At 59.9% G+C, this 22,084-nt stretch carries 22 protein-coding genes; 12 read left to right on the top strand and 10 right to left on the bottom strand.

Going from position 1 to position 22,084, the window contains the following annotated elements; genetic code table 11:
* Window positions 1-73: 73 nt before the first annotated feature.
* The 5 genes from rsgA to I6G90_RS19835 are packed head-to-tail and all read left to right on the top strand — an operon-like array spanning window position 74 to window position 2,935.
* Window positions 74-1,108, top strand: coding sequence for a small ribosomal subunit biogenesis GTPase RsgA (rsgA, locus tag I6G90_RS19855; protein WP_197928888.1), 1,035 nt, complete (start codon window positions 74-76; stop codon window positions 1,106-1,108).
* A gap of 28 nt (window positions 1,109-1,136) precedes the next feature.
* Window positions 1,137-2,009, top strand: coding sequence for an archaetidylserine decarboxylase (gene asd, locus I6G90_RS19850; RefSeq protein ID WP_197928887.1), 873 nt, complete (start codon window positions 1,137-1,139; stop codon window positions 2,007-2,009).
* Complete coding sequence (locus I6G90_RS19845) at window positions 2,006-2,278, top strand: VF530 family protein (RefSeq protein ID WP_197928886.1); 273 nt, start codon at window positions 2,006-2,008, stop codon at window positions 2,276-2,278. The genes asd and I6G90_RS19845 overlap by 4 nt, the downstream gene beginning before the upstream one ends.
* Window positions 2,268-2,531: a DUF2960 domain-containing protein gene (locus I6G90_RS19840; protein ID WP_042059978.1), complete on the top strand. Its 264-nt coding sequence runs from the start codon at window positions 2,268-2,270 to the stop codon at window positions 2,529-2,531. Before I6G90_RS19845 ends, I6G90_RS19840 begins: the two co-directional genes overlap by 11 nt.
* 2 nt (window positions 2,532-2,533) lie before the next feature.
* Window positions 2,534-2,935 (top strand): hypothetical protein, encoded by a 402-nt coding sequence (locus I6G90_RS19835; protein ID WP_197928885.1) that lies wholly within the window; start codon window positions 2,534-2,536, stop codon window positions 2,933-2,935.
* A gap of 96 nt (window positions 2,936-3,031) precedes the next feature.
* Here I6G90_RS19835 and I6G90_RS19830 read toward each other — a convergent pair whose 3' ends face one another.
* From I6G90_RS19830 to gpt, 5 genes are all read right to left on the bottom strand, one after another.
* Window positions 3,032-4,285, bottom strand: coding sequence for a glutamate-5-semialdehyde dehydrogenase (locus I6G90_RS19830; protein ID WP_197928884.1), 1,254 nt, complete (start codon window positions 4,283-4,285; stop codon window positions 3,032-3,034).
* 118 nt (window positions 4,286-4,403) lie between these two features.
* On the bottom strand, window positions 4,404-5,507 hold the full coding sequence (gene proB / locus I6G90_RS19825) for a glutamate 5-kinase (RefSeq protein ID WP_042656667.1): 1,104 nt from the start codon (window positions 5,505-5,507) through the stop codon (window positions 4,404-4,406).
* A 180-nt stretch (window positions 5,508-5,687) separates the two neighbouring features.
* Window positions 5,688-6,080 (bottom strand): sigma factor-binding protein Crl, encoded by a 393-nt coding sequence (gene crl, locus I6G90_RS19820; protein ID WP_197928883.1) that lies wholly within the window; start codon window positions 6,078-6,080, stop codon window positions 5,688-5,690.
* Window positions 6,081-6,142: 62 nt separating this feature from the next.
* Window positions 6,143-7,411, bottom strand: a complete 1,269-nt coding sequence (gene frsA, locus I6G90_RS19815) for an esterase FrsA (protein WP_058053569.1) — start codon at window positions 7,409-7,411, stop codon at window positions 6,143-6,145.
* Window positions 7,412-7,583: 172 nt separating this feature from the next.
* Window positions 7,584-8,051, bottom strand: a complete 468-nt coding sequence (gene gpt / locus I6G90_RS19810; protein WP_058053568.1) for a xanthine phosphoribosyltransferase — start codon at window positions 8,049-8,051, stop codon at window positions 7,584-7,586.
* A gap of 948 nt (window positions 8,052-8,999) precedes the next feature.
* On the opposite strand from gpt, the gene I6G90_RS19805 reads away from it, so the two are divergent.
* On the top strand, window positions 9,000-10,451 hold the full coding sequence (locus I6G90_RS19805) for an aminoacyl-histidine dipeptidase (RefSeq protein ID WP_197928882.1): 1,452 nt from the start codon (window positions 9,000-9,002) through the stop codon (window positions 10,449-10,451).
* Window positions 10,452-10,538: 87 nt separating this feature from the next.
* On the opposite strand, the gene djlA is transcribed toward I6G90_RS19805, so the two are convergent.
* Genes djlA through I6G90_RS19790 form a run of 3 tightly spaced genes read right to left on the bottom strand, consistent with a single transcriptional unit; the run spans window position 10,539 to window position 13,067 of the window.
* Window positions 10,539-11,372: a co-chaperone DjlA gene (gene djlA / locus I6G90_RS19800; protein WP_197928881.1), complete on the bottom strand. Its 834-nt coding sequence runs from the start codon at window positions 11,370-11,372 to the stop codon at window positions 10,539-10,541.
* A 19-nt stretch (window positions 11,373-11,391) separates the two neighbouring features.
* Window positions 11,392-12,060, bottom strand: a complete 669-nt coding sequence (gene murU / locus I6G90_RS19795) for an N-acetylmuramate alpha-1-phosphate uridylyltransferase MurU (RefSeq protein WP_197928879.1) — start codon at window positions 12,058-12,060, stop codon at window positions 11,392-11,394.
* Window positions 12,057-13,067 carry an aminoglycoside phosphotransferase family protein gene (locus I6G90_RS19790; protein WP_197928877.1) on the bottom strand — a complete coding sequence of 337 codons (1,011 nt, stop codon included), beginning with the start codon at window positions 13,065-13,067 and terminating at the stop codon, window positions 12,057-12,059. Before I6G90_RS19790 ends, murU begins: the two co-directional genes overlap by 4 nt.
* Window positions 13,068-13,241: 174 nt before the next feature.
* Here I6G90_RS19790 and lptD point away from each other — a divergent pair, with 174 nt between their 5' ends.
* From lptD to I6G90_RS19760, 6 genes are read left to right on the top strand one after another with little or no spacing between them, the layout of a single operon-like run.
* Window positions 13,242-15,686: an LPS assembly protein LptD gene (gene lptD, locus I6G90_RS19785; protein ID WP_197928875.1), complete on the top strand. Its 2,445-nt coding sequence runs from the start codon at window positions 13,242-13,244 to the stop codon at window positions 15,684-15,686.
* A 26-nt stretch (window positions 15,687-15,712) separates the two neighbouring features.
* Complete coding sequence (gene surA / locus I6G90_RS19780; protein WP_042060135.1) at window positions 15,713-17,011, top strand: peptidylprolyl isomerase SurA; 1,299 nt, start codon at window positions 15,713-15,715, stop codon at window positions 17,009-17,011.
* On the top strand, window positions 17,011-18,006 hold the full coding sequence (gene pdxA, locus I6G90_RS19775) for a 4-hydroxythreonine-4-phosphate dehydrogenase PdxA (protein WP_197928873.1): 996 nt from the start codon (window positions 17,011-17,013) through the stop codon (window positions 18,004-18,006). The genes surA and pdxA overlap by 1 nt, the downstream gene beginning before the upstream one ends.
* Window positions 17,996-18,823, top strand: a complete 828-nt coding sequence (gene rsmA, locus I6G90_RS19770) for a 16S rRNA (adenine(1518)-N(6)/adenine(1519)-N(6))-dimethyltransferase RsmA (protein ID WP_042656659.1) — start codon at window positions 17,996-17,998, stop codon at window positions 18,821-18,823. Before pdxA ends, rsmA begins: the two co-directional genes overlap by 11 nt.
* A 4-nt stretch (window positions 18,824-18,827) precedes the next feature.
* Window positions 18,828-19,190 (top strand): Co2+/Mg2+ efflux protein ApaG, encoded by a 363-nt coding sequence (gene apaG, locus I6G90_RS19765; protein ID WP_197928871.1) that lies wholly within the window; start codon window positions 18,828-18,830, stop codon window positions 19,188-19,190.
* 6 nt (window positions 19,191-19,196) lie between these two features.
* Complete coding sequence (locus tag I6G90_RS19760) at window positions 19,197-20,018, top strand: symmetrical bis(5'-nucleosyl)-tetraphosphatase (protein WP_197928869.1); 822 nt, start codon at window positions 19,197-19,199, stop codon at window positions 20,016-20,018.
* A 337-nt stretch (window positions 20,019-20,355) separates the two neighbouring features.
* Here I6G90_RS19760 and I6G90_RS19755 read toward each other — a convergent pair whose 3' ends face one another.
* Entirely contained in the window at window positions 20,356-20,856 is a 501-nt protein-coding gene (locus I6G90_RS19755; RefSeq protein WP_042059946.1) for a 2TM domain-containing protein, read from the bottom strand.
* A gap of 234 nt (window positions 20,857-21,090) precedes the next feature.
* Complete coding sequence (locus tag I6G90_RS19750) at window positions 21,091-22,080, bottom strand: luciferase-like monooxygenase (protein WP_197928867.1); 990 nt, start codon at window positions 22,078-22,080, stop codon at window positions 21,091-21,093.
* Between the last annotated feature and the right edge of the window lie 4 nt (window positions 22,081-22,084).

Genomic DNA, 22,084 nt, shown 5'->3' with positions numbered 1-22,084 from the left:
GAGGAATGGCGGAATTTTGCCAATTTGCATGTATCATACTGGCTTTGGATCTGTTCATAAACTGGCGAATCGAGTGGCAAAGAAAGCAAAACTCAATCTGGGTCAACAAAGGCGCGTCCAGGCCAACCGCGAACGGCGGCTGCAAAAAGATCACTCCACGGTGGTGGATGACACCCTGTTTGGCCCGGCCATCGAAGGGGTGGTGATCAGCCGTTTTGGTCAGCACGCAGACGTGGAAGCGGTCGATGGCACCATCCACCGCAGCAACCTGCGCCGCAGCAGCATCAGCAGTCTGGTCTGTGGCGACAAGGTGGTATGGCGTCCCGGCCTCAATGCCGCGACAGCGGGCGTCATCGAAGCTGTGCATCCGCGCCACTCGGTACTGACCCGGCCGGACTTCTACGACGGGGTCAAACCCATCGCCGCCAACATCGACCAGATCATCATCGTCTCGGCGGTGATGCCCGAGTTCTCCACCAACATCGTCGACCGCTATCTGGTGGCCGCCGAGGATGTGGAGATCCAGCCGCTCATCGTGCTGAACAAGGTCGATATGCTGGATGACGAGGCGCGCAAGCGCATCGAGCGCCAGCTCGAGCCCTATCGCAAGCTTGGCTACAAGGTGATCCTGGTGAGCTGCGAGAGCGGCGAAGGGCTCGACGAGCTCAAGGCCCAGTTTGAAGGCAAGATCAGCATCTTCGTCGGCCAGTCAGGGGTGGGCAAGTCGTCCCTGACCAACGCCCTGATGCCGGGGCTGGATGTGCTCACCGGCGAGATCTCCGAAAACTCGGGACTCGGCACGCACACCACCACCACGGCGCGACTCTACCACTTCCCGAGCGGCGGCGATCTGATCGACTCCCCCGGGATCCGCGAGTTCGCCCTCTGGCATCTGGAAGCCGATCGCATAACCTGGTGCTTTATCGAGTTCCGTGACTATCTGGGTGGCTGCAAGTTCCGCGACTGCACCCACAAGGACGATCCCGGCTGTGCCCTGCGGGCGGCAGTCGACAGTGGCGCCATCAGCGCCGATCGCTTCCACAACTATCACCGCATCCTGGAAACCATGCAGGAAGCCCGTCACGGTCGCCAACAGGCGCGCCTGTGACCCTAATAAACCTACGTTGATGATGAACATGAGCATTACTGACAACCTGAAAATTGCCGGTCAATACTGTCTGCCCAAGCACGCCCTCTCCCGTCTGATCGGCAAGTTTGCCGCGGCCGAAGCGGGCAACCTCACGACCAAAGTGATCGAAGCCTTTATCAAGCAGTATCAGGTCGACATGAGCGAGGCGCTGCACGAGAGTCCGGCCCACTACAAGAGCTTCAACGCCTTCTTCACCCGTGAGCTCAAGCCCGGTATCCGCCCGATTGTTGACGATGCCATGACGCTGGCGCTGCCGGTGGATGGCACCATCAGCCAGCTCGGCCCCATCCAGCAGGGCCGCATCATTCAGGCCAAGGGCCACGACTACAGCGCCCGCGAGCTGCTGGGTGGCTATGAGGATCTGGTGGCACCGTTCAAGGATGGCGACTTTGCCACCATCTATCTGGCGCCCAAGGATTACCACCGCATCCATATGCCGCTGGACGGCGTACTGGAGAGCATGGTGTTCGTGCCGGGGGATCTCTTCTCCGTCAACCCGCTCACCGCCGAGAACGTGCCCAACCTGTTTGCCCGCAACGAGCGGGTGGTCGCCACCTTCCGCACCCCGCACGGCCCGATGGCGCTGGTGCTGGTCGGCGCGACTATCGTGGCCAGCATCGAGACAATCTGGGCCGGCAACATTGCTCCGACCAAAGAGAAGAAGGTGGTGCGCTGGGACTACACCGGCGACGAGGCCATCACCTTGCAAAAAGGCGCCGAGATGGGCCTGTTCAAGCTAGGCAGTACCGTGGTCTGCCTGTTTGGCCCGGGCATGCTGGCCGGTTTTGAACCCCATCTGGCCAACGGGGTGACCACCCGTATGGGCCAACCCTTTGCCAAACTGGCGGAGCAGGCATGAGCACAGAACAGCCGACCCCGGCGCAGAAAAACAACCCGCTGCACGGGCTGACCCTGGAAGCGATCGTCACCGCGCTGGTCGAATACTATGGCTGGGAAGAGCTGGGGCAGCAGATCAATATCCGCTGCTTCACCGATAATCCCAGCATCAAGTCCAGCCTGAAGTTCTTGCGCAAGACCCCCTGGGCTCGGGAGAAGGTCGAAAGCCTCTACCTCTACGTCCAGCGCAAGCAAGCCAAATCGAAGAAGGAAGGGCAAGATGGCCTTTAAGATTACCTATACCTATAAAAAACAGGCCAAAGAGATCGGCTACGCGAACGACAAGTTCCGCAGCATCTACGACGCCATCGCCGCTGCCGAAGGGCTGGATCTCTCCAGTTTCCACGCCATGGAGGCTCAGCTGGCTCAGGTTTGTCGCCGTGACAAGAAAAGCGTAAAGGATTACCAGGAGAACTACTTCAAAGAGTTGGGATTCTCCAACATCGTCATTGAACGGGATCATCTCGAAGACAAGCAGGAGTAATCATGAGAACCTTGACTCTGCTGGCCGCCTCTCTGCTATTGGCCGCCTGCAGCGCACCGGAGCAACCTATGACAGGCACTATGCCAGGCAGTGATCGCGACAGCCACGGCTGTATCGGCAGTGCCGGTTACCAGTGGTCACCACTGGTCAACCAGTGCGTGCGCCTGTTTGAACAGGGCGTACGACTGAACCCGACCGATACCAGCCAAACCAGCAGCGCCTTCGTGCTGTTCAACGCCGACCAGACGCAGGCCGAACTGCATCTGCCAAGCGGCGAGCTGCTTGCGCTGACCCGTCAGGGCGCGGAAGGCAACTGGTCCTGGCAGGGTGGCGACTACATCCTCTTCCCCTGGAAGGGTTATGTGCTCAAGTCCGGTGACAAGGTGCTCTATCAGGGGGAATAACCCAAAGCGATAGCGCACTGCATGGTATCGACGCGATGCCAGTGAAAAAAATGCCGACCATGTGGTCGGCATTTTTGTATGTGAAACAGCCGGTTATCAGGCTCGGCTGAGGTAATCGGCCTGCCCCACCCACTTGTAGCTGGTGAGCTCGGTCAACCCCATGGGGCCGCGGGCATGCAGCATCTGGGTCGAGACCGCCACTTCAGCACCCAGTCCAAACTGGCCGCCATCGGTAAAACGGGTCGAGGCGTTGACGTAGACCGCCGCCGAACCGGCGCCATTGATGAAACGCTCGGCATTGGCCAGATCGTTGGTCAGGATGGCGTCGGAGTGACCGGCGTTGTGCTCGCGCATATGAGCCAGCGCTTCGTTGACATCCGCCACCAGCTTGACCCCCAGGGTCAGCCCCAGCCACTCGGTATCGAAATCCTCTGGCCCTGCCTCGCACAGGTTGTCGGTGCCCGCCAGCAGCGCCATGGCATTGGCCGCGCCGACCAGTGTCACCTTGCGTTCATTCATCAGCGCCACCAGCTGCGGCAGGAAGGTGGCAGCCACCTTCTCGTGTACCAGCAGGGTATCCAGGGCGTTGCAGGCGGAGGGGCGCTGCACCTTGGCGTTGTCGATAACCGCCAGGGAGCGATCCAGATCGGCGCTCTCGTCGACGAAGATGTGGCTGATGCCGAAACCGCCGATGATGACCGGGATGGAACTGTTCTCCTTACACATCTTGTGCAGCCCGGCACCGCCGCGGGGAATGATCATGTCCACATAACGATCGAGGCGCAGCAACTCGCCGACCAGCGCCCGATCCGGATTGTCGATGTACTGCACCGCCGCCTGTGGCAGGCCGGAGGCGACAAGCGCATGCTGGATCACCTGCACCAGCTCCAGATTGGAGTGGAAAGTCTCGCGCCCACCACGCAGTATGCTGGCGTTGCCGGTCTTGAGGCAGAGGCTGGCGATGTCGATGGTGACGTTGGGCCGCGCCTCGTAGATGACGCCGATAACCCCGATGGGCACCCGACGACGGGAGAGGCGCAGGCCGTTCTCCAGCACCCGGCTATCCATTTCGGCACCGACCGGATCATCCAGAGTGATCACCTTGCGCACATCGGCCACTATGCTGGCTAGCCGTGCCGGATTGAGCAGCAGGCGATCCAGCATCGCCTCGGAGAGGCCTGCCTCACGGCCAGCGGCAATGTCTTTTTCGTTAGCGGCCAGAATTTGGCTGCTGCGCGCCTCCAGCTCGTCGGCAATGGCGGCCAGCGCCCGATTCTTCTGCGCCGTGCTGATGGTGGCCAGCTGATAGGCGGCTTCACGGGCCGCCTGCCCCATTTTCTCCAGACTCATCTCGGTTCCCTTTTATTCATGCTGTGCCGCCCTGATTAGAGCAGCACCCTATTATCTAGATGGATAGCCCACAGGTCCTGTAGCCATCGTTGGCTCTGGGCTGCTAACACCGATCCACTCAGAGCAGCACCATATCGTCTCGATGGATGGCTACTGAACCATATCCATAGCCCAGTACCTGCTCAATCTGATCCGAGTGAACACCGCGCAGCTTCTCCAGCTCCAGATGGTCGTAACGGCAGATGCCGCGCGCCAGCTCAACCCCCTTGGGATCGAGAATGCGCACCACATCGCCCCGGATGAAGTCGCCCCTGACCGCGACGATCCCCTTGGGCAGCAGGCTGGAACCTTTATCCTTCATGGCGGCGACAGCCCCCTGATCCACCTGCACTTCGCCGTGAGGGGGTGGGCCTGCCAAAATCCAGCTCTTGCGCCCCTCCAGCGGGGAAGCCAGCGCCGGGAACAGGGTGCCGATCCGCTCGCCCTTGGCGAGACGACCGATCACCTCCGGCATCTGGCCGGTGGCGATCACCACGTTGACCCCGGCACGGCGCGCCACATCGGCCGCCTGCAGCTTGGTAGCCATGCCGCCGGTGCCAAGGCCACTGACGCTGTCACCCGCCAGCGAGCGCAGGGTATCGTCGATGGTCTGCACCTCTTCGATCAGCTGGGCATCCGGATTGGTACGCGGATCGGCGGTAAACAGCCCCTTCTGGTCGGTCAGCAGGATCAGCAGATCCGCATCCGCCAGAATGGCGGCACGAGCGGAGAGGTTGTCGTTGTCGCCCACCTTGATCTCGGCGGTCGCCACCGCGTCGTTTTCGTTGATGACCGGAATGATCCGGTGATCGAGCAGGGTGCGCAGAGTGTCGCGGGCGTTGAGGTAGCGTTCCCGATCTTCCAGATCGGCACGGGTCAGCAGCATCTGGCCGATATGCAGGCCATAGAGGTTGAACAGATCCTGCCATACCCGAATGAGCTGGGTCTGGCCGACCGCAGCCAGCATCTGCTTGTTGGGCAGGGTTGGCGCCAGTGGCGGGTGGCCCAGATGCTCACGCCCGGCGGCGATCGCCCCTGATGTGACGACCACGACCCGATGGCCGTGACGGTGCAAGGCCGCACATTGTCTGACCAGCTCGACCATATGGGCACGATTGAGCTGGGAAGACCCCCCTGTGAGCACGCTGGTGCCCAACTTGACGACTATGGTTCTGTTTTCCATGGGAGCATAAAGGCTAAAAAAGTAAGGAATATCTTTATACCCACGGCCATGGAGCCCTGCAAGGCAATTAACGCCGGGGTGAGGAGATGCGGGCAAAGGCCCGGAGATTGCGAGCGGAGCGGAAAATGGCTGACTGATGGCCCGGCAAGCAGCGTGACGCGGTTCGCCGGGCATCAGGGATCAGGCGGCGGTGACGCTCAACTCGTTGGTGACCTGCTCGGCAGGCGCCAGATGGCACTCAAGCGCCGTCAGTTTGTCGCTGATCAGCTTGTAGAAACAGTTGAGGGTTCGCTCCACCTCGACCTGATGCTTCTTGGGGATCGGCTTGTCCAGCCACTCGCCATCAGCATTGTAGAAACCGAGCTGATAGTGATAACGGAAATGGTGATCGTCCTGCTCCAGCACCAGCCACCAGCCCCAGAACTCCCGTTTGTCCGGCGCCGGCTTGGCGCTGACACAGACCGACAGGCAGTCGAAGCGATAACGCCCCTCTTCGCAGAGATCTTCGCGCAAATAGGGGCCAATGGCAGCAAACTGCCGCAGCAGTCGCTTGTAGGTCACTTTTTCAGACATGTTAACCTCCCTGTTAAACAAGCCGCGCCACCTCGGGATGGCGTCAGTTTTTTAGCGCAATATCAGGTACACAAATGCTGTTTCAGCCACTCGACGATTTCGTCCAGCGCCTTGTCATACACCTCCAGCAAAGGCTGCTTGTCGAAGACGATAGCCTTGCCATTACGACTGGCCGCCGCCAATGCCCGTACATCCTGCTCGGGACAAATAAAATCTCGCTTGTGTCCAATACTCAATATCGGCACAGAGGTGCGAGTCCCCAGTAATCCTTGCGTTTTCAGTGAAAATACCTGGCACTTGGTGCGCATGGCATCCCACTGCGCCGCATCGGCCCCCAACCGGTTGGCCAGACTGTCCCGCATCATGCGCGGGCACTTGGCAAACAGCTCCTGATTGGTAAACACCTGATTGACCCCGGCCCCGACACAGACCACGGTACGCAGCTTGAACGGTTCGATAAAGGCCAATCTGGCGGCGACATTCCCCGCCAGACGCATCCCCACCATGGCGATACGCTGATGATCGACCCAGGCCACCTCGGAGAGGTAATGCAGCACCGCCTGATGGAGGCGGCTGGTATCCTGCACCAGCGGCCAATGCTCGGCATAGCCGATGCCCGGCATGTCGAGAGAGAGCATGCCGATGCCATGGGGTTCGAGTCGCTTGAGATAGAAGTTGAGGAAATCGAGCTGCAGTGAGTCGATCCCGCCGCTGATGATCACCAGCGGCACCGGTTTGTCGGTGGTCGGCAGGTGGAGATAACCCTGAATATTCTTGCCGCGAAAGGGCACCTGGATCTCTTTGAGCGGCACCTTGAACAGCCGACCCGCCTCGCGATAAGCCATGTTGCCGAGCAGTTGGGCCTGATCCGCCAGTTCGTCGTCTTTGAGATGGGGATAGCTGGCGATGGAGTAGTAGCGAACCGCCTTGAGCAGCTGTTTCAGCGCGCCCGCGGCATCCCCCTGCTCGCGCAGCTCGCGGCCCTGTTTGAAGTAGTTGCCAGCCACCTGGCTCCACTCGTAGATCCAGTTGCCGGGCACATAGCCCTTGATGGTATCGAGATAGCAGTCGTGAGTGCGCTCACCCGTCGCCATGGCGATGCGGGCCAGGGTCTGCTCCACCTCGATCGGATCAGCCCCCTGCCAGGCCCAGGAGGGTCGGCGCAGCAGGCGATACCAGCTCTTTGACATGGAGCCGTCGATAAACATCTCGTCTGACGCGGCCTCCGCCAGATCAGCCGCACTGGAGTTGGAGATCTCGGATGTTTCCAATACCTTCTTGACGCGGGTAAAGAGCTGTTCGGTCAGGTTTAGGTCGTCGTTCAAGTCCAAGATAGTGTCTCATTCATATCAGGCAATGGCCCATCTTAACCACTTTTAGCGCCACTCAGCCACCCCGCAACAGATTGATAGACAAAAAAACAGGGCTCCAAATTGGAGCCCTGTGAAACCATTCTTGCCGCGTGCGGCCAATTGACGCTGTGAACGTCAAATTCCGATCCTGTTACTGTTCGTCGCAGATCGGTGTGGCGAACTCCAGCGCCATATCCCACGGCTGTTCGATCCAGGTATCCTGCGGGATCGCCACTTCGAAATCGTCCAGCAGCGCTTCGCCCATCGGCTTGGCGAAGATCGCGATGAACTTGGCTTTCGGGTAAAGCTCGCGGATCGCCTTGGCGGTGGTACCGGTGTCCACCAGATCTTCCACCACCAGCCAGCCTTCGCCGTCACCGGCGGTGGTGGCGGCCTTCACAACCACCAGCTCACGCTGGTTGTCGTGGTCATAGCTGGAGATGCAGAGGGTTTCCACATTACGAATGCCAAGTTCACGGGCCATCAGGGCAGCGGGCACCAGACCACCACGGCTGACCGCGATGATACCTTTCCACTGGCTGACAGGCAGCTGACGACGGGCCAGACGACGAGCTTCACGTTGCAGGTTGTCCCACGACACATAGAACTTTTTCGGCATGTTATCGATCTCAAATAGTTATATAAAAACAATCACTTAAAATAATGACACCCGTAGATTTCCCTGCGGATGCCAGCAAATGGCGGCCCTTGCCCGACTGAATTCAGATTGCACTTCGGCTGCCTCAGGGCTGAGCCTCGGCAGCAAATCTGATAACAATGGAAGCAAGATGGGCGTATCCGGCGATCGGTTCGATGATGTGTCCAAACCGCGGACAGGCTGTTGGGCCGATATGATAGCACCGTTTGCAGAGAAAATGCCTGGCAAACGTATGCCAAATTCAGGAAAAATCGGCATCACCCTCTCCATTTGGCACATCCAGAGAGCCAAACGACCAGCCTGTCACCGCTGCTGATGACACCAAAATGGGCGTAGCGGCAAATCGCAGATAAAAAAATAGCAGGGGGAGGTTTGACCTCACGCACCTGCTGCTTTCTCGCCTCTGCCCGGTCAGGCAGCTCGTCTTAGCGACGAGTGACGAAGGGGTTAGGGTAGCTGAAACCCTGGGTATACAAAGAAGGGGCAAACCAATAGGTTGAGTTGCTGCCTGGCATATTGAAACTCCTGATTGCTTAACAAGTTACGTACCTTTAATGCGGGCTCAAATCCTTGAACGAACACTCGGTTCCATGGAGGCGCACTTGCTTTGCTTCGGTTCCCTGGAGGCTTTCATCGTCATCCTGACGGGTGGCGAACCACGGGAGCTAATTTACCAGTCGGCGCGTTAAATTCAACTTTTTTGTGAGATCGGTCACATAATTTCTTTTCTACCGGTCCGCGTCGTCCAAACCTGACGATCGTACTGCCTCGTTGCCATGGGCCAGCACAAGCTGCCTGCGATTTGCGCTGATTGCTCACATTTTTGTGTGATTGACTGTATTATCGTTACCCTCTTCCCCGGCCCGCTGATGGGGCCCTGTTTATTCCGTGCTGGTAAGGAGTCCCGACGTGGCACAGCTTAGCTCTCTCTCTCCCAAACTGATTTGGCATTTCTTCGAACAGATCTGCTCCATTCCCCACCCTTCCAAGCATGAAGCCAAACTGAGCGCCTGGATCATCCAGTGGGCACAGGAAGAAGGTCTGGCAGTCAAGCAGGACAAGGTCGGCAACATCATCATCAAGAAACCGGCCACCCCGGGGATGGAAAACCGCAAAGCCGTGGTACTGCAAGCGCACATCGACATGGTGCCGCAGGCCAACGCCGACACCCAACACGACTTCGCGACCGATCCCATCGATGCCTATGTGGATGGCGAGTGGGTCACTGCCCGTGGCACCACCCTGGGTGCTGACAACGGCATCGGCATGGCCGGTTGCCTGGCAGTGCTGGCTGACAAGACCATCAAGCACGGCCCGCTGGAAGTGCTGCTGACCACCGACGAAGAGACCGGCATGACCGGTGCCTTCGGTCTGGAAGCGGGCTGGCTGGAGGGCGAGATCCTGCTCAACACCGACTCCGAAGAGGATGGCGAGGTCTACATGGGCTGCGCTGGCGGTGTGGATGCCAATATCCGCTTCCCGCTCGAGCTGGTTGACGCCAGCGAAGGCGAAGCGTTCGAGCTGGCGGTCAAAGGGCTGCGTGGCGGTCACTCAGGTTGCGACATTCATCGCGGTCGTGGCAACGCCAACAAGCTGCTGGTGCGTCTGCTCAAAGCAGCCGAGCCGCTGGGTATTCGTCTGGCCGAGATCCACGGCGGCACCCTGCGCAACGCCATCCCGCGCGAAGCCCGTGCCACCCTGCTGGTGCCTTCTGCCAGCGTGAACGAGTTCAAGGCGCTGGTTGACCGCTATACCGGTATCTACCAGACCGAACTGGCCGCCACCGAGCCGAACCTGACCCTGCTGGTCAACAGCGCCACCAAACCGGCCAAGCTGATGAGCGCCTCCCTGCAGCAACGCCTGCTGGATGCCCTGCTGGCCTGCCCGAACGGCGTGATGCGCATGAGCGATGCCATGCCCGGCGTGACCGAAACCTCTACCAACCTGGGGGTCATCAAGACTCAGGATGGTGAAGTGTACGTCCAGTGCCTGATCCGCTCCCTGATCGATTCCGGCCGCGAGAGCATCGAGCAGATGACCCGCTCCCTGTTCACCCTGGCGGGTGCCAGCTGCGAATTCACCGGTGCCTATCCGGGTTGGGCGCCGAACGTGGACTCCCCCGTCATGGCGCTGGTGCGCAACAGCTACCAGACTCTCTTTGGCACCATGCCCAATGTCATGGTGATCCACGCCGGTCTCGAGTGTGGTCTGTTCAAGAGCGCTTATCCGGAGTGGGACATGGTCTCCTTCGGCCCGACCATCCGTGGTGCTCACTCCCCTGACGAGAAGGTGCATATCCCGGCGGTCGAGCGTTTCTGGCAACTGCTGGTGCACGTGCTGGAAGCCATTCCGGCCAAGTAACCCGGCCCGGATAAAACAACAAAAAAAAGCCCCGCACTGCTGCGGGGCTTTTTTTGTCTACTGTTCAGGTCTATCAGGCTGCAGCGCTTAACGAATGCCGCGTGCCTCGCGGATCCACTCCCAGGCTTGCTGGATCTCCTGGGTCTTCTCCTTGGCCATCTCCATCATCTCAGGCGGCAACCCTTTGGCGGCCAGCTTGTCCGGGTGATGCTTGCTCATCTCCTTGCGGTAGGCGCGCTTGATATCCTGATCGCTGTCGCTCTCGCTCACCCCAAGCAACTGGTAGGCATTCTTGAGGCGATCCGCAGAGGGCGGCTCCTGCCGATACTGCTGGCCACCCGCACTGTCCCCCTGATACTGACCATGGGCCTGATTGAAGAAGTTCATCTGCGCCTCGGCCATCGCCAGAATGCGGGCTAGCTCGATGCGACTGAACCCCAGCTCGTCGGCGATGGTATGAAGAATGGCACGCTCGCCCTCCTCTACCCGCCCGTCAGCAAAGGCCGCCTGCAACTGCACCTCGAGGAAGAAGCGCAGAATGTCGCGCTGCCCCAGACTGGCACGGCGAAACTCGGCCAGGGTCTCACGCAGCGGAAAATCGGCCTCTTTACCGAGACGAAACGACTCCTGCGCCCGGGCACGCTGTTCGCCCGCCAGCCGCATCCGATCCATCAGGTTGGAGGCAACCCGGATCTCCTGCTCGGTCACCTGACCACTGGACTTGGCAATGTGGCCCATCACCGAGAAGGTGGCGTGGAAGAAAACGGCTTGCTGCGCCTGACTCGGGCTGCGACGAAACGCCCCCTGCAGCCCCATGCCACGGTCGAAACGGTGGCCTATCCACAGGCCAATCAGGGCGCCGATGATATTGCCGAGCAGAAAACCGAAGAAGGCGCCCAGCACCTTACCCCAAATACGCATGGTTCAAGACCTCTTGAAGTTAATGAGTGCGGGCCTGGAGCTGGTCATCCAGCTCGCGCAGTCGATCGACCGTGCCGATATCGCGCCACTCGCCAGCGAGCAGGCTGCCGCCCACCCGCCCTTGCGCCATCCAGTCACGCAGCAGCGGCGCCAGCTTGCGGGCGCCGCCAGCGAGACCGGCAAAGGCCGCCGGATCATATAGTCCGACCCCACTGAAGGTAAACGCTGGCATATCCATGACTCGCCCCCCTTGCAGGGCAAAGTCCCCGCTCGGATGCTGGGGCGGATTGGGCACCAGCCAGAGGTGGGCCAGATCGTCGCCAAGGGGCTGGCTGAGCAGAGTGTGATAATCGAGATCGAGCCAGGTATCGCCGTTGATCACCAAAAAGGGTTCTGCGCCCAGCAGTGGCAACGCCTGCACGATGCCGCCCGCGGTCTCCAGCGCGCTCTCTTCGGCTGACCAGTGGATGGTCACCCCAAGCGAACTGCCATCACCAAGGATCTCGACCAGCTTGTGACCGAGCCAAGCGTGGTTGATCACCAGCTCGGTCACGCCGGCGGTTTTGAGCTTTTCGATATGGTGGACGATAAGCGGCTTGCCCCCGACAGCCAGCAGTGGTTTGGGCAGCAGGTCAGTCAGCGGGCGCATCCGCTCGCCACGGCCAGCGGCCAGGATCATCGCCTTCATGGTTTCACTCCAGCGTTGGCTATCCCGGGCAACACCACCTGCTCCAGCCACTGACCAAAGCGGGCCAGTACCGGATAGGCGCTACCGTGAGTGCGACAGGCATCCACTACGTAGCCGAGAGTGCGGGGAATATCCTTCAGATAACCGGACTTGCCGTCGCGATGATAGAGCCGGGTGAAGATCCCGGCCGCCTTGAGGTGGCGCTGCATGCCGGTCAGGTCGGCACCACGACGGAAACTGGCATAATCGAGTTCGCCAAGCAGCCCCGCCTGTTGCAGGGTGGCAAAGCCGTGGCGCATCCCTTCATCGATCACCTCGTCCGGCCAGCGCACGTAGCAATCTTTCAGCAGGGAAACCAGATCATAAGTAAGCGGCCCGATGACCATATCCTGAAAATCGATGATGGCCAGCTGGCTGCTCTCGGGGGTATCGCCGCCACACACCATCAAGTTGCGACTGTGAAAATCCCGGTGCATCACCCCTTGCGGCTGGGCCAAATTGCAGGCGGTGAGACAGGCAAAGGTCTCATCCAGCAACTGCTGCTCTTCATGGCTCAGGGTCAGTTGCAGATGATGGCCAAGCAGCCACTCGGGGAAAATGCTGTTCTCCCGCGCCATAAAAGCCGTATCGAACGGCTCAAGCGCCAGTTCGACCGCCCCCAGTCGGGGCAGCAGATCAATGGCTTTGCCATACCAGGCCAGCACGTTGTACTCGTTCAGGCAGCTGATCAGCTGGGTATCGCCCAGATCACTGACCGCCAGCAGACCCTGTTCGTAGTCCACCGCCTTGACCTCTGGCGCCAGCAACTGACGCGCCTGCAAGGCGGCCGCGTTACGAACAAATTCATGATTTTTTTCGGTTTTCGGATTGGCATCCACCCACACCAGACCACCGCCACGGTAGTAGCGGCGGAAACTGGCATCACCGGAAATGAGGGTAAGCGTGAGAGTGGCATCGCCGGAAATACGGCGTGCCCACTGCAATAGCAGGGAATCGCGATCGTGCATAAGTAGAAGACCAAGGTGGAAAGCAGCACTTGGCTGTTAGCCCTGGCCGCAATAATGCTTTATCATTGCCGGCTAACATAAAGCAATGACATGCAATGTCAACTCGATGAAACCTGTCGTAAAATGCATGCCTTGGATCAACCGTATCTATCACGGATTGCACGAGTCTTTCACATGACCAAATGGACACTGGGGTACCGCTATCCCATCGCCCTGACTATCAGCCTGGCCCCCGCACTCGCCCCAATGGTGGTGCAGGCAGCCCCGTTCGAAACGCCGCCAGCCACCGGCATTCTCGATAGTCTCTGCTATGACTATGTTCCCAAGATAGAGAAGCCTGTATCGGATCAGGAGGCCAACGCACAGCCAGTCGAGGTTGATGCCGACCGTCTCGAGGCCAAACAGGGTGGCACCGCCGTCTATGAAGGCGACGTCAAGGTTCGTCAGGGTGTTCGCAAGTTTGACTCCGACTATGCCCAGCTCGACCAGAAGAGCCGGGATGTCATCGCCATCGGCAACATCTATTACAACGACGGTCAGGTGACCGTCACCAGCGACAAGACCCTCAAATCCAACCTGGATACCAAGAACTCCGAACTGGAAGAGGGCAAGTATCAGGTGCATGGTTCACCGGTACGCGGCTTTGCCAAGCGCGTGGTGATGACCAACAACAACCAGAACATCACCATGGAGGGGGCCCAGTACACCACCTGTCCCCCCGGTCAGGAAGTATGGACCCTCAAGGCGGGCAGCATCGACATCGACCAGAAAGAGGTGTTCGGCGAAGCCTGGAACGCCAGCCTCTGGCTCTATGACTACCCGGTGTTCTACTTCCCCTATATCAACTTCCCCATCAAGGATGAGCGGAAGACCGGTCTGCTCTACCCGGGTTACAAGCAAAGCTCCAGCAACGGCATGGATATCACCCAGCCCTTCTACTGGAACATTGCCCCCAACTACGATGCCACCATCACCTCCCGTTTTATGGACAAGCGCGGCCTGATGGAGCAGGTGGAGTTCCGCTATATGCCGGACCCCGCCCACACCGGCACCCTCTATTTTGAAAATCTGGCGGATGACAAGCAGTACAGCCCGAGCAATGAGAGTCTGGCTGGCCTGTCCGATGGTCATCGCTACCTGATGAACGTCCGTCACGGCTCAACCCTGATGGATGGTTCACTGCGTTTTGGCATCGACTACACCCAGGTGCGGGACAAGGATTACAACTACTTCAACGACTTCAGCCCGCAAGTGGGCACCCAGGTCGACAGCCAGTTGCAGCAATCCTTTACCGCCGGTTACTACCAGCACAACTGGAACCTCACCTCCGAGGTGCGCCGCTACCAGATCCTGAGTCCCTATGCGCTGCTGCCTCACGAGATGCTGCCGCGTATCGACTACAACTACTTCCAGCAGGGCAAGTGGTTCGATCTGGCCTGGAACAGCGAGTTGACCAAGTTTGGCTATGACAGCGGCAGTGCCACAGCCCAGCAGGCCGGTGAGCGCTACACCGCCACCCGTCTGCATCTGGCTCCGACCCTGACCGTGCCTCTGGTGGATGCACCCGGCTACTACCTGACCAGCCAGTACAAACTGATGTTTACCTCTTATAACCAGGAGGTACCCAAGGATCTGGTTAGCCAGGATCGCAGCCGCTTCACCGATGCAGACAGCAAACAGCTGACCCTGAAAGACGGCACCATTACCCGCACCCTGCCATCTTTCCGCCTCAAGGGGGGCGTCAACTTCGATCGCCCGCTCGACTGGTATGATGGCAAGGGAACCCAGACCCTGGAACCCGAGTTCCAGTACCTCTATATCCCTTACAAAAATCAGGACGAGATCGGGATCTACGACTCCACCACCACCCGTCAGGACTACTACAGCCTGTTCAGCGATCGCCGCTTTGCCGGTCTCGACCGCATCAGTGATGCCAACCGGGTCACCGTTGGCCTGACCAGCCGGGTCTATGACAATGCGGGTGATGAGCGATTGCGTCTGGCAGTGGCCCAGGCCTTCGAGATGACGCCACCCAAGGTGCGCCTCTACCCCTCAAATCCGGAAAGCACCAACGCCCGCTCCCTGCTGTCGTTCGAGGGGGATGCCCGGATCACCGATGAGTGGTTCACCCATGCGGGCACCCAGTACGATACCTCGGAAGGTGAATTTACCGCAGGCAACGGCGCGGTGGAGTACCGGACCGGCAAGCTGACCACCCAGGTCAACTACCGCTACATCAAGGATGGCAACCTGGACTATCGCTATCCGACCAATACGGCGCTGGCGGAAGATCTGAGCCAGGCGGGTCTGGTGGTGATGGCACCGATCGCCGATCAGTGGCAGATGTATGGCGGTTACTACCGTGATATCAAGCAGGATGTGAACATTGACCGCAAGATCGGTGTCAAATACGACTCCTGCTGCTGGAGTATCAACATGAGCCTGGAGTGGCACAACCAGCCGGACAACGTCACCCTGACCCCCACTTCAGAAAAAGTCATTGGTCTGCAGTTTGAAATGAAGGGACTTGGCAGCGTGGGTACCGGTGGCCGCAGTGTCACGCTGGATACCGAGCTGTTGCCCTATGTTCGCCCGTTTAATCTGAAAGGTCAGCAATGATGCTGGCCCAGCCTTGAGAGATGGATATGAAAAAGACCCTGATTGCCCTGCTGACCGCGGGAATGTTCGGCGCCATGAGCCAGGCCGCACTGGCTGCACCCGAGCTGATGGACAAGGTGCTGGCCGTGGTCAACAAGGACGTGGTGCTGTCCAGTCAACAGGACGCACTGGTCAACAAGGTAAAACTCTCCGCCCAGGAGAGCGGCCAGTCCCTGCCTGACGACGCCACCCTGCGCAAACAGGCGCTGGATCGTCTGATCCAGGAGAGCCTGCAACTGCAACTGGCGGATCGCCAGGGGCTGAAGATCAGCGATACCCAGCTGGAACAGGCTATTCAGGGCATCGCCGCCGACAACAAGATGACCCTGGATCAGTTACGTGCCCAGCTCGCCCGTGAAGGGCTGACCTATGCCCAGTATCGGGAAGAGGTGCGCCGCGAGATCCTGATGAACGAGGTGCGCCGCAACCAGGTGCGCCGCCGTATCAACATCTCCGAGCAGGAGGTGAAGCAGGTGGTGGAGATCCTGAAGAAACAGGGTCAACAGCAGGATGAATACCACGTCGGTCATATCCAGATTGCCCTGCCGGACAACCCCACCGCCGCCCAGCTGGATGCCGCCAAGAGCAAAATTGAGCGCATTCTGGCCGCTCTGAAAGAGGGCGCTGACTTCCGCAAACTGGCCATTGCCGAGAGTAATGGTCCCAAGGCGCTGGAAGGGGGCGACTGGGGCTGGATGAGCCCGCAAGAGATGCCGACCCTGATGGCCGAAGCGGTGCAGGGTGCCAAGAAGGGCGACATCGTCGGCCCGCTGCGCTCCGGCGCCGGTCTGCACATCGTCAAAGTGTTCGACACCAAGGGGCAGCAGCAAGTGATGCAGACCGAGGTGAAGGCCCGTCACATCCTGATCAAACCCTCTATCATCCTGAGCGAAGAGAAGGCCAAGGGGATGCTGGACGGCATTCTGCACGACATCAAGAGCGGCAAGGCCAACTTCGCCAGCATGGCGGAGAAGTACTCCGAAGATCCGGGCTCTGCGGTGCAGGGCGGCGAACTGGGCTGGTCTGATCCCAACGTCTATGTGCCAGAGTTCCGCGACATGGTCAACCGTCTGCAACCGGGCCAGATCAGTGCCCCGTTCCGTACCAGCCACGGCTGGCACATCGTGCAGGTGGAAGATCGCCGCAGCCAGGATGCCACCGACAAGGCTCAGGAGCAGCGCGCCTACCAGCTGATCTACAACCGCCGCTTCGTCGAAGAGTCCCAGGCGTGGCTGGATGAGCTGCGTGACGAGGCCTACATCCAGATCGAAGGCGCCGGTAGCTGATGAGCTGCCGTCGCCTTGCCGTTACCCCGGGTGAACCGGCCGGGATCGGCCCGGATCTGGTGCTGCAGATTGCCCAGCAGGATTGGCCTCACCAGCTGGTGGTGATCGCCGATCCAACGCTGCTGCGCGAGCGGGCCGCCCTGCTGGGGCTCAGCATAGTGCTTGAGCCCTATGATGCCGCCGCCCCTGCCCATCCGCAGCGGGCGGGCACCCTGACCGTCTGTCCGATCACCCTCGGCGCCCCTGTGGTGCCGGGCGAGCTGAACGAAGGCAATGGCGCCTATGTGCTGGCGACCCTGCAACGCGCCTGCGATGGCAACCTGAGCGGCGAATTTGCCGCCGTGGTGACCGGACCGGTGCACAAGGGGATCATCAATCAGGCCGGTGTCTCGTTCAGCGGCCACACCGAGTTCTTTGCCCAGCAGTCAGGCACCGCCGATGTAGTGATGATGCTGGCAACCGAGGGGCTGCGGGTCGCGCTGGCGACTACGCATATTCCGCTGGCCTATGTGGCGATGGCCATCACCGAGGATCGCCTCGGCAAGGTGATCAGGATCCTCAACGAGGATCTCGCCACCAAGTTTGGCATCGCCAAACCCCGTATTTACGTCTGCGGCCTCAACCCCCATGCCGGGGAAGGTGGCCATCTCGGACGTGAAGAGATTGACGTGATCGAACCCGCTCTGGCCACGCTGCGCCAGGAGGGGATCGATCTGGTCGGCCCCTTGCCGGCCGACACCCTGTTCCAGGATAAATACCTCAAGGATGCGGATGCGGTACTCGCCATGTACCACGACCAGGGGCTGCCTGTGCTCAAATACAAGGGCTTCGGCAGTTCGGTCAATATCACCCTGGGGCTTCCCTTCATCCGCACTTCGGTGGATCACGGCACCGCGCTGGATCTGGCAGGCAAGGGCCTGGCGGATTCGGGCAGCCTGATCACCGCGATTAACCACGCCATCAAGATGGTAGAGAAAAAAAGATATGAGCAGTAAGGTGCAGAGCAATAAGGTGCACATGGGCCACACGGCCCGTAAGCGTTTCGGTCAGAACTTCTTGCACGACCGCTATGTGATCGACCAGATCGTCGCCGCCATCAACCCGCAGCCGGGTCAGAATCTGGTGGAGATAGGTCCGGGTCTGGCCGCGCTGACCGAACCGGTCGCCTCCCAGATGGACAAGATGACCGTGGTCGAACTTGACCGGGACCTAGCCGCTCGCCTGCGCGAGCACCCGACCCTCAAGGACAAACTGACCGTCATCGAAGCGGATGCCATGCGTTTTGACTTTGGCACCCTGATGGGTGAAGGCAAGCCGCCGCTGCGCATCTTCGGCAACCTGCCCTACAACATCTCAACCCCGCTCATCTTCCACCTGTGCGAATTTGCCGACCGGGTTGAAGACATGCACTTCATGCTGCAAAAAGAGGTGGTATTGCGGATGTGTGCCGGCCCGGGCAGCAAGGCCTATGGTCGTCTGAGCGTCATGGTGCAGTACTACTGCCAGGTTGTGCCAGTGCTGGAAGTGGGCCCGGGCGCCTTCAAACCGGCGCCGAAAGTGGACTCTGCCGTGGTACGCCTGATCCCCCACAAGAACCCGACTCTGGTCGCGAAAGACATGCGCTGCCTGAGCCGCGTCTGTACCGAGGGCTTTGGCCAGCGTCGCAAGACCATCCGCAACAGCTTCTCCAACTTCATCACCGACGCCCAGCTGACCGAGCTTGGTATCGATGGCAACCTGCGCCCGGAGAATCTCTCCCTCGAGCAGTTCGTCACCATCGCCAACTGGCTGGCGGATCAGCAACAGGCCTGATCCTGTGGCTCACCCGCACATCGAGATCCGCCCATACCCCGTGTATGTGGCGGGATCCAAAGACCCTTACCAGTTTCACTATCTGATCGAGATTGAGAATCTGGGGCCCGGCCCGGTGCAACTGCTGCACCGGCGCTGGCTCATCACCGATGCCAATGGCAAGATGCTGGAAGTGGCAGGCCTGGGCGTGGTCGGGGAGCAACCCGTCATCGCCGAAGGTGAGACCTACCGCTACCAGAGCGGCGTGCCGCTGGCGACCCCGCTTGGGGTGATGGAAGGGAGCTATACCCTGCAAGATGGCTCTGGTCAGCAGTTCGAGGCGCCTATCGCCCCCTTCACGCTGGCCATCCCCAATATTATCAACTGAGGTTTCATGGCGAACTGTTTTGTCGGTGACATCCAGGGCTGTTACGACGACTTGCGCCGTCTGCTGGATCTTGCCGCATTCGATCCCGACAAAGACGTGCTCTGGCTCTGCGGCGACCTGGTCGCCCGCGGCCCGGACTCCCTCAATACCCTGCGTTTCGTCAAAGGGTTGGGCAATCGTGCCGTCACCGTGCTCGGCAACCACGACCTGCACCTGCTGGCGGTCGCCAATGGTGTCGCGCCGCTCAAGAAGAAAGACAAGCTGCAGAGCCTGATGGATGCGCCGGATCGGGACGAGCTGCTGGAGTGGCTGCGCCATCGCCCGCTGCTGGCCGAGCATCCGGATCTGCCCATCATGATGGTACATGCCGGTATCTCCCCCGCGTGGGATGCCCGCACCGCCCGCAACTGCGCCCGCGAGGTAGAGAGCCTGCTGCGCGGTGACCAGTACCACTGGCTACTGCACAACATGTATGGCGACCTGCCCGATGGCTGGAAAGATGATCTGGTCGGGATCGACCGCTACCGCTACATCATCAACACCTTCACCCGGATGCGCTTCTGCTACTTCGATGGTCGTCTCGACTTCAAATGCAAGAAGGGGCCCAAGGAGTCGACTCCGGGGCTGCGCCCCTGGTTCGAACAGCGGGAGCATCATGTGGACGACCCCATCCTGGTGTTCGGTCACTGGGCCGCCCTGATGGGCAACACCGGCAAGAGCGATATCAAGGCGCTCGATACCGGCTGTGTCTGGGGCAACAGCCTCACCCTGTGGCGCTACGAAGATGATGCTCTGATCGCCACCCCCTGCCCCACTCACGCCAGCTAGGGGCGGTGCAGCAATCAGGCGGTTGCAGCCGCACGGATTGCCAAGACCCGCATCAATAACAAAGCCCGGCAACCTGCCGCAATGCTGTTCAGATAAGCACATTTTTGACTAATTATTCATAAGTGCGACTTGAGTTGGGGGAGCAAGGCTGTTTCCAGTCGATGTTCCTTCAGCCTTTATCCAGCGTGGCTTGCAATAGAAAGAGGGAGGCATCATGCCTCCCTCATTTTTTAGCCCTGATACTACGTGGACTGGAACTCAAATTCTCTTAAGTGAACAGCATTGCGGCAACCTGCCGGGCTTGCGTTTTATGTTCTCTGTTTTCCGGTGGATGACGTTACAACTTGCGCCCCAGCCGCTTCTCGATCTGGCGCCGCTCCCACTCCGGGCCAAACAGCTTGAAGGGCTGAAATACCCGAATGGCATGGGAGGCGAGCCCCAAGCCCCATCCCAGCGCTGGCCACCAGGCCCAGATGTACTCCGGATTACTCAGGTAGTTGATGACAAACAGCCCGCAGATCACCACCACATAGCTGGCGACATGGTGATAGAAGCCCTTGAGCGCCTCCACATAGCGCATGGCTGCCCGCTCCTCGGCCGATACCTGCACCGCATCCTGACCCATAGTGTCACTTCCTCTCATCTCGCGCTCCTGTTGCTCTGACCCATCCAGTTGAGCCACATCGAGTTCAAAGACGGAGGCCAGGGCCTTGAGAGATTCCAGTCCGGGTTGCTGCCCCTGCTCGATCCGCTGGATAGTGCGAACACTTAAACCAGTCATCGTCGCCAACTGATCTTGGGACCAACCCCGTTGCAATCTCAACTTCCTGACGATCATCTCGAACTCCTTGTGGTAATTGACAGGGCCAGCTTACGGGCTCAGATGTAACAAGCGACACGACAGATGCCTGACATAAACCTGACTTTCCTTTTAAATCAACACATTAATCTCATCGTCTCTGTCGTTTTCAAGCACCGCCGGTGAGCACTGCAGACAGATGTCGGTCACCCGACAGCAACCCGACAAACGCTATCTATTCAAGATAGCGTTTACCGAGGCTCAAACCATGGATTAAAGACCCTGCATCAGCTCGGCAGCGATCTCGAAAGAACGCAGCCGGGCCTGATGGTCGACGATGGGGCCATTGAACATCAGCTCATCGGCACGGGTTTCCGCCAGCAGCGCCTTGAGACCGTGACGAACCCGCTCCGGGTCGCCCACCAGAGAGCGGGCCAGGGTCTGCTCCATCGCCATCAGCTCACGGGGTGCCCACTCGTCGCCAAGCTGGACGACTGGCGCGGGCAGCTTGCCCGCATCACCGCGATGCAGGCGCAAGAACTGCTGCTGCACGGTAGTGAACTGGAAACGGGCCTCTCGCTCAGTGTCGGCAGCGATCATGTTGATGCAGACCACGGCATGGGGCTTGGGCCAGCGCGCAGAGGGGCGATACTGGCTGCGGTAGATCTCCAGCGCTTGCAGCAACATGGCAGGGGCGAAATGGGAGGCAAAGCCGAACGGCAAGCCCATCGCCGCCGCCAGCTGGGCGCTATAGAGGCTGGAACCCAGCAGCCAGACTGGCAGATGCAGCCCCTGACCGGGCACCGCCTGCACCGCGCCTATCTCGTCGCCAAAGTAGCTCATCAGCTCGCGCACATCGGCAGGGAAATCGTCCACCTCGCCACTGCGCATACGCCGAAGCGCCCGCATGGTGCGCTGATCGGTCCCGGGCGCCCGGCCAAGGCCGAGATCGATGCGGTCGGGATAGAGCGAAGCCAGCGTGCCAAACTGCTCGGCAATGACCAACGGCGAGTGGTTCGGCAACATGATGCCGCCCGCCCCGATCCGCAAAGTGGTGGTAGCCTCGGCCAGATGACCGATCAGCACCGAGGTGGCGGCACTGGCAATGCCCGGCATGTTGTGATGCTCGGCCAGCCAGTAGCGCTGGTAACCCCAGCCCTCGGCATGGCGGGCAAGATCCCGCGAACGGCGAAACGACTCGGCAGGCACAGAACCTTCGGCAACAGGCACCAGATCGAGCACGGAATAGGGGATGGCAGACATAAAT

Source organism: Aeromonas allosaccharophila (assembly GCF_016026615.1).
Taxonomy (GTDB): domain Bacteria; phylum Pseudomonadota; class Gammaproteobacteria; order Enterobacterales; family Aeromonadaceae; genus Aeromonas; species Aeromonas allosaccharophila.
This window is presented reverse-complemented; position numbering and strand designations above follow the sequence as displayed.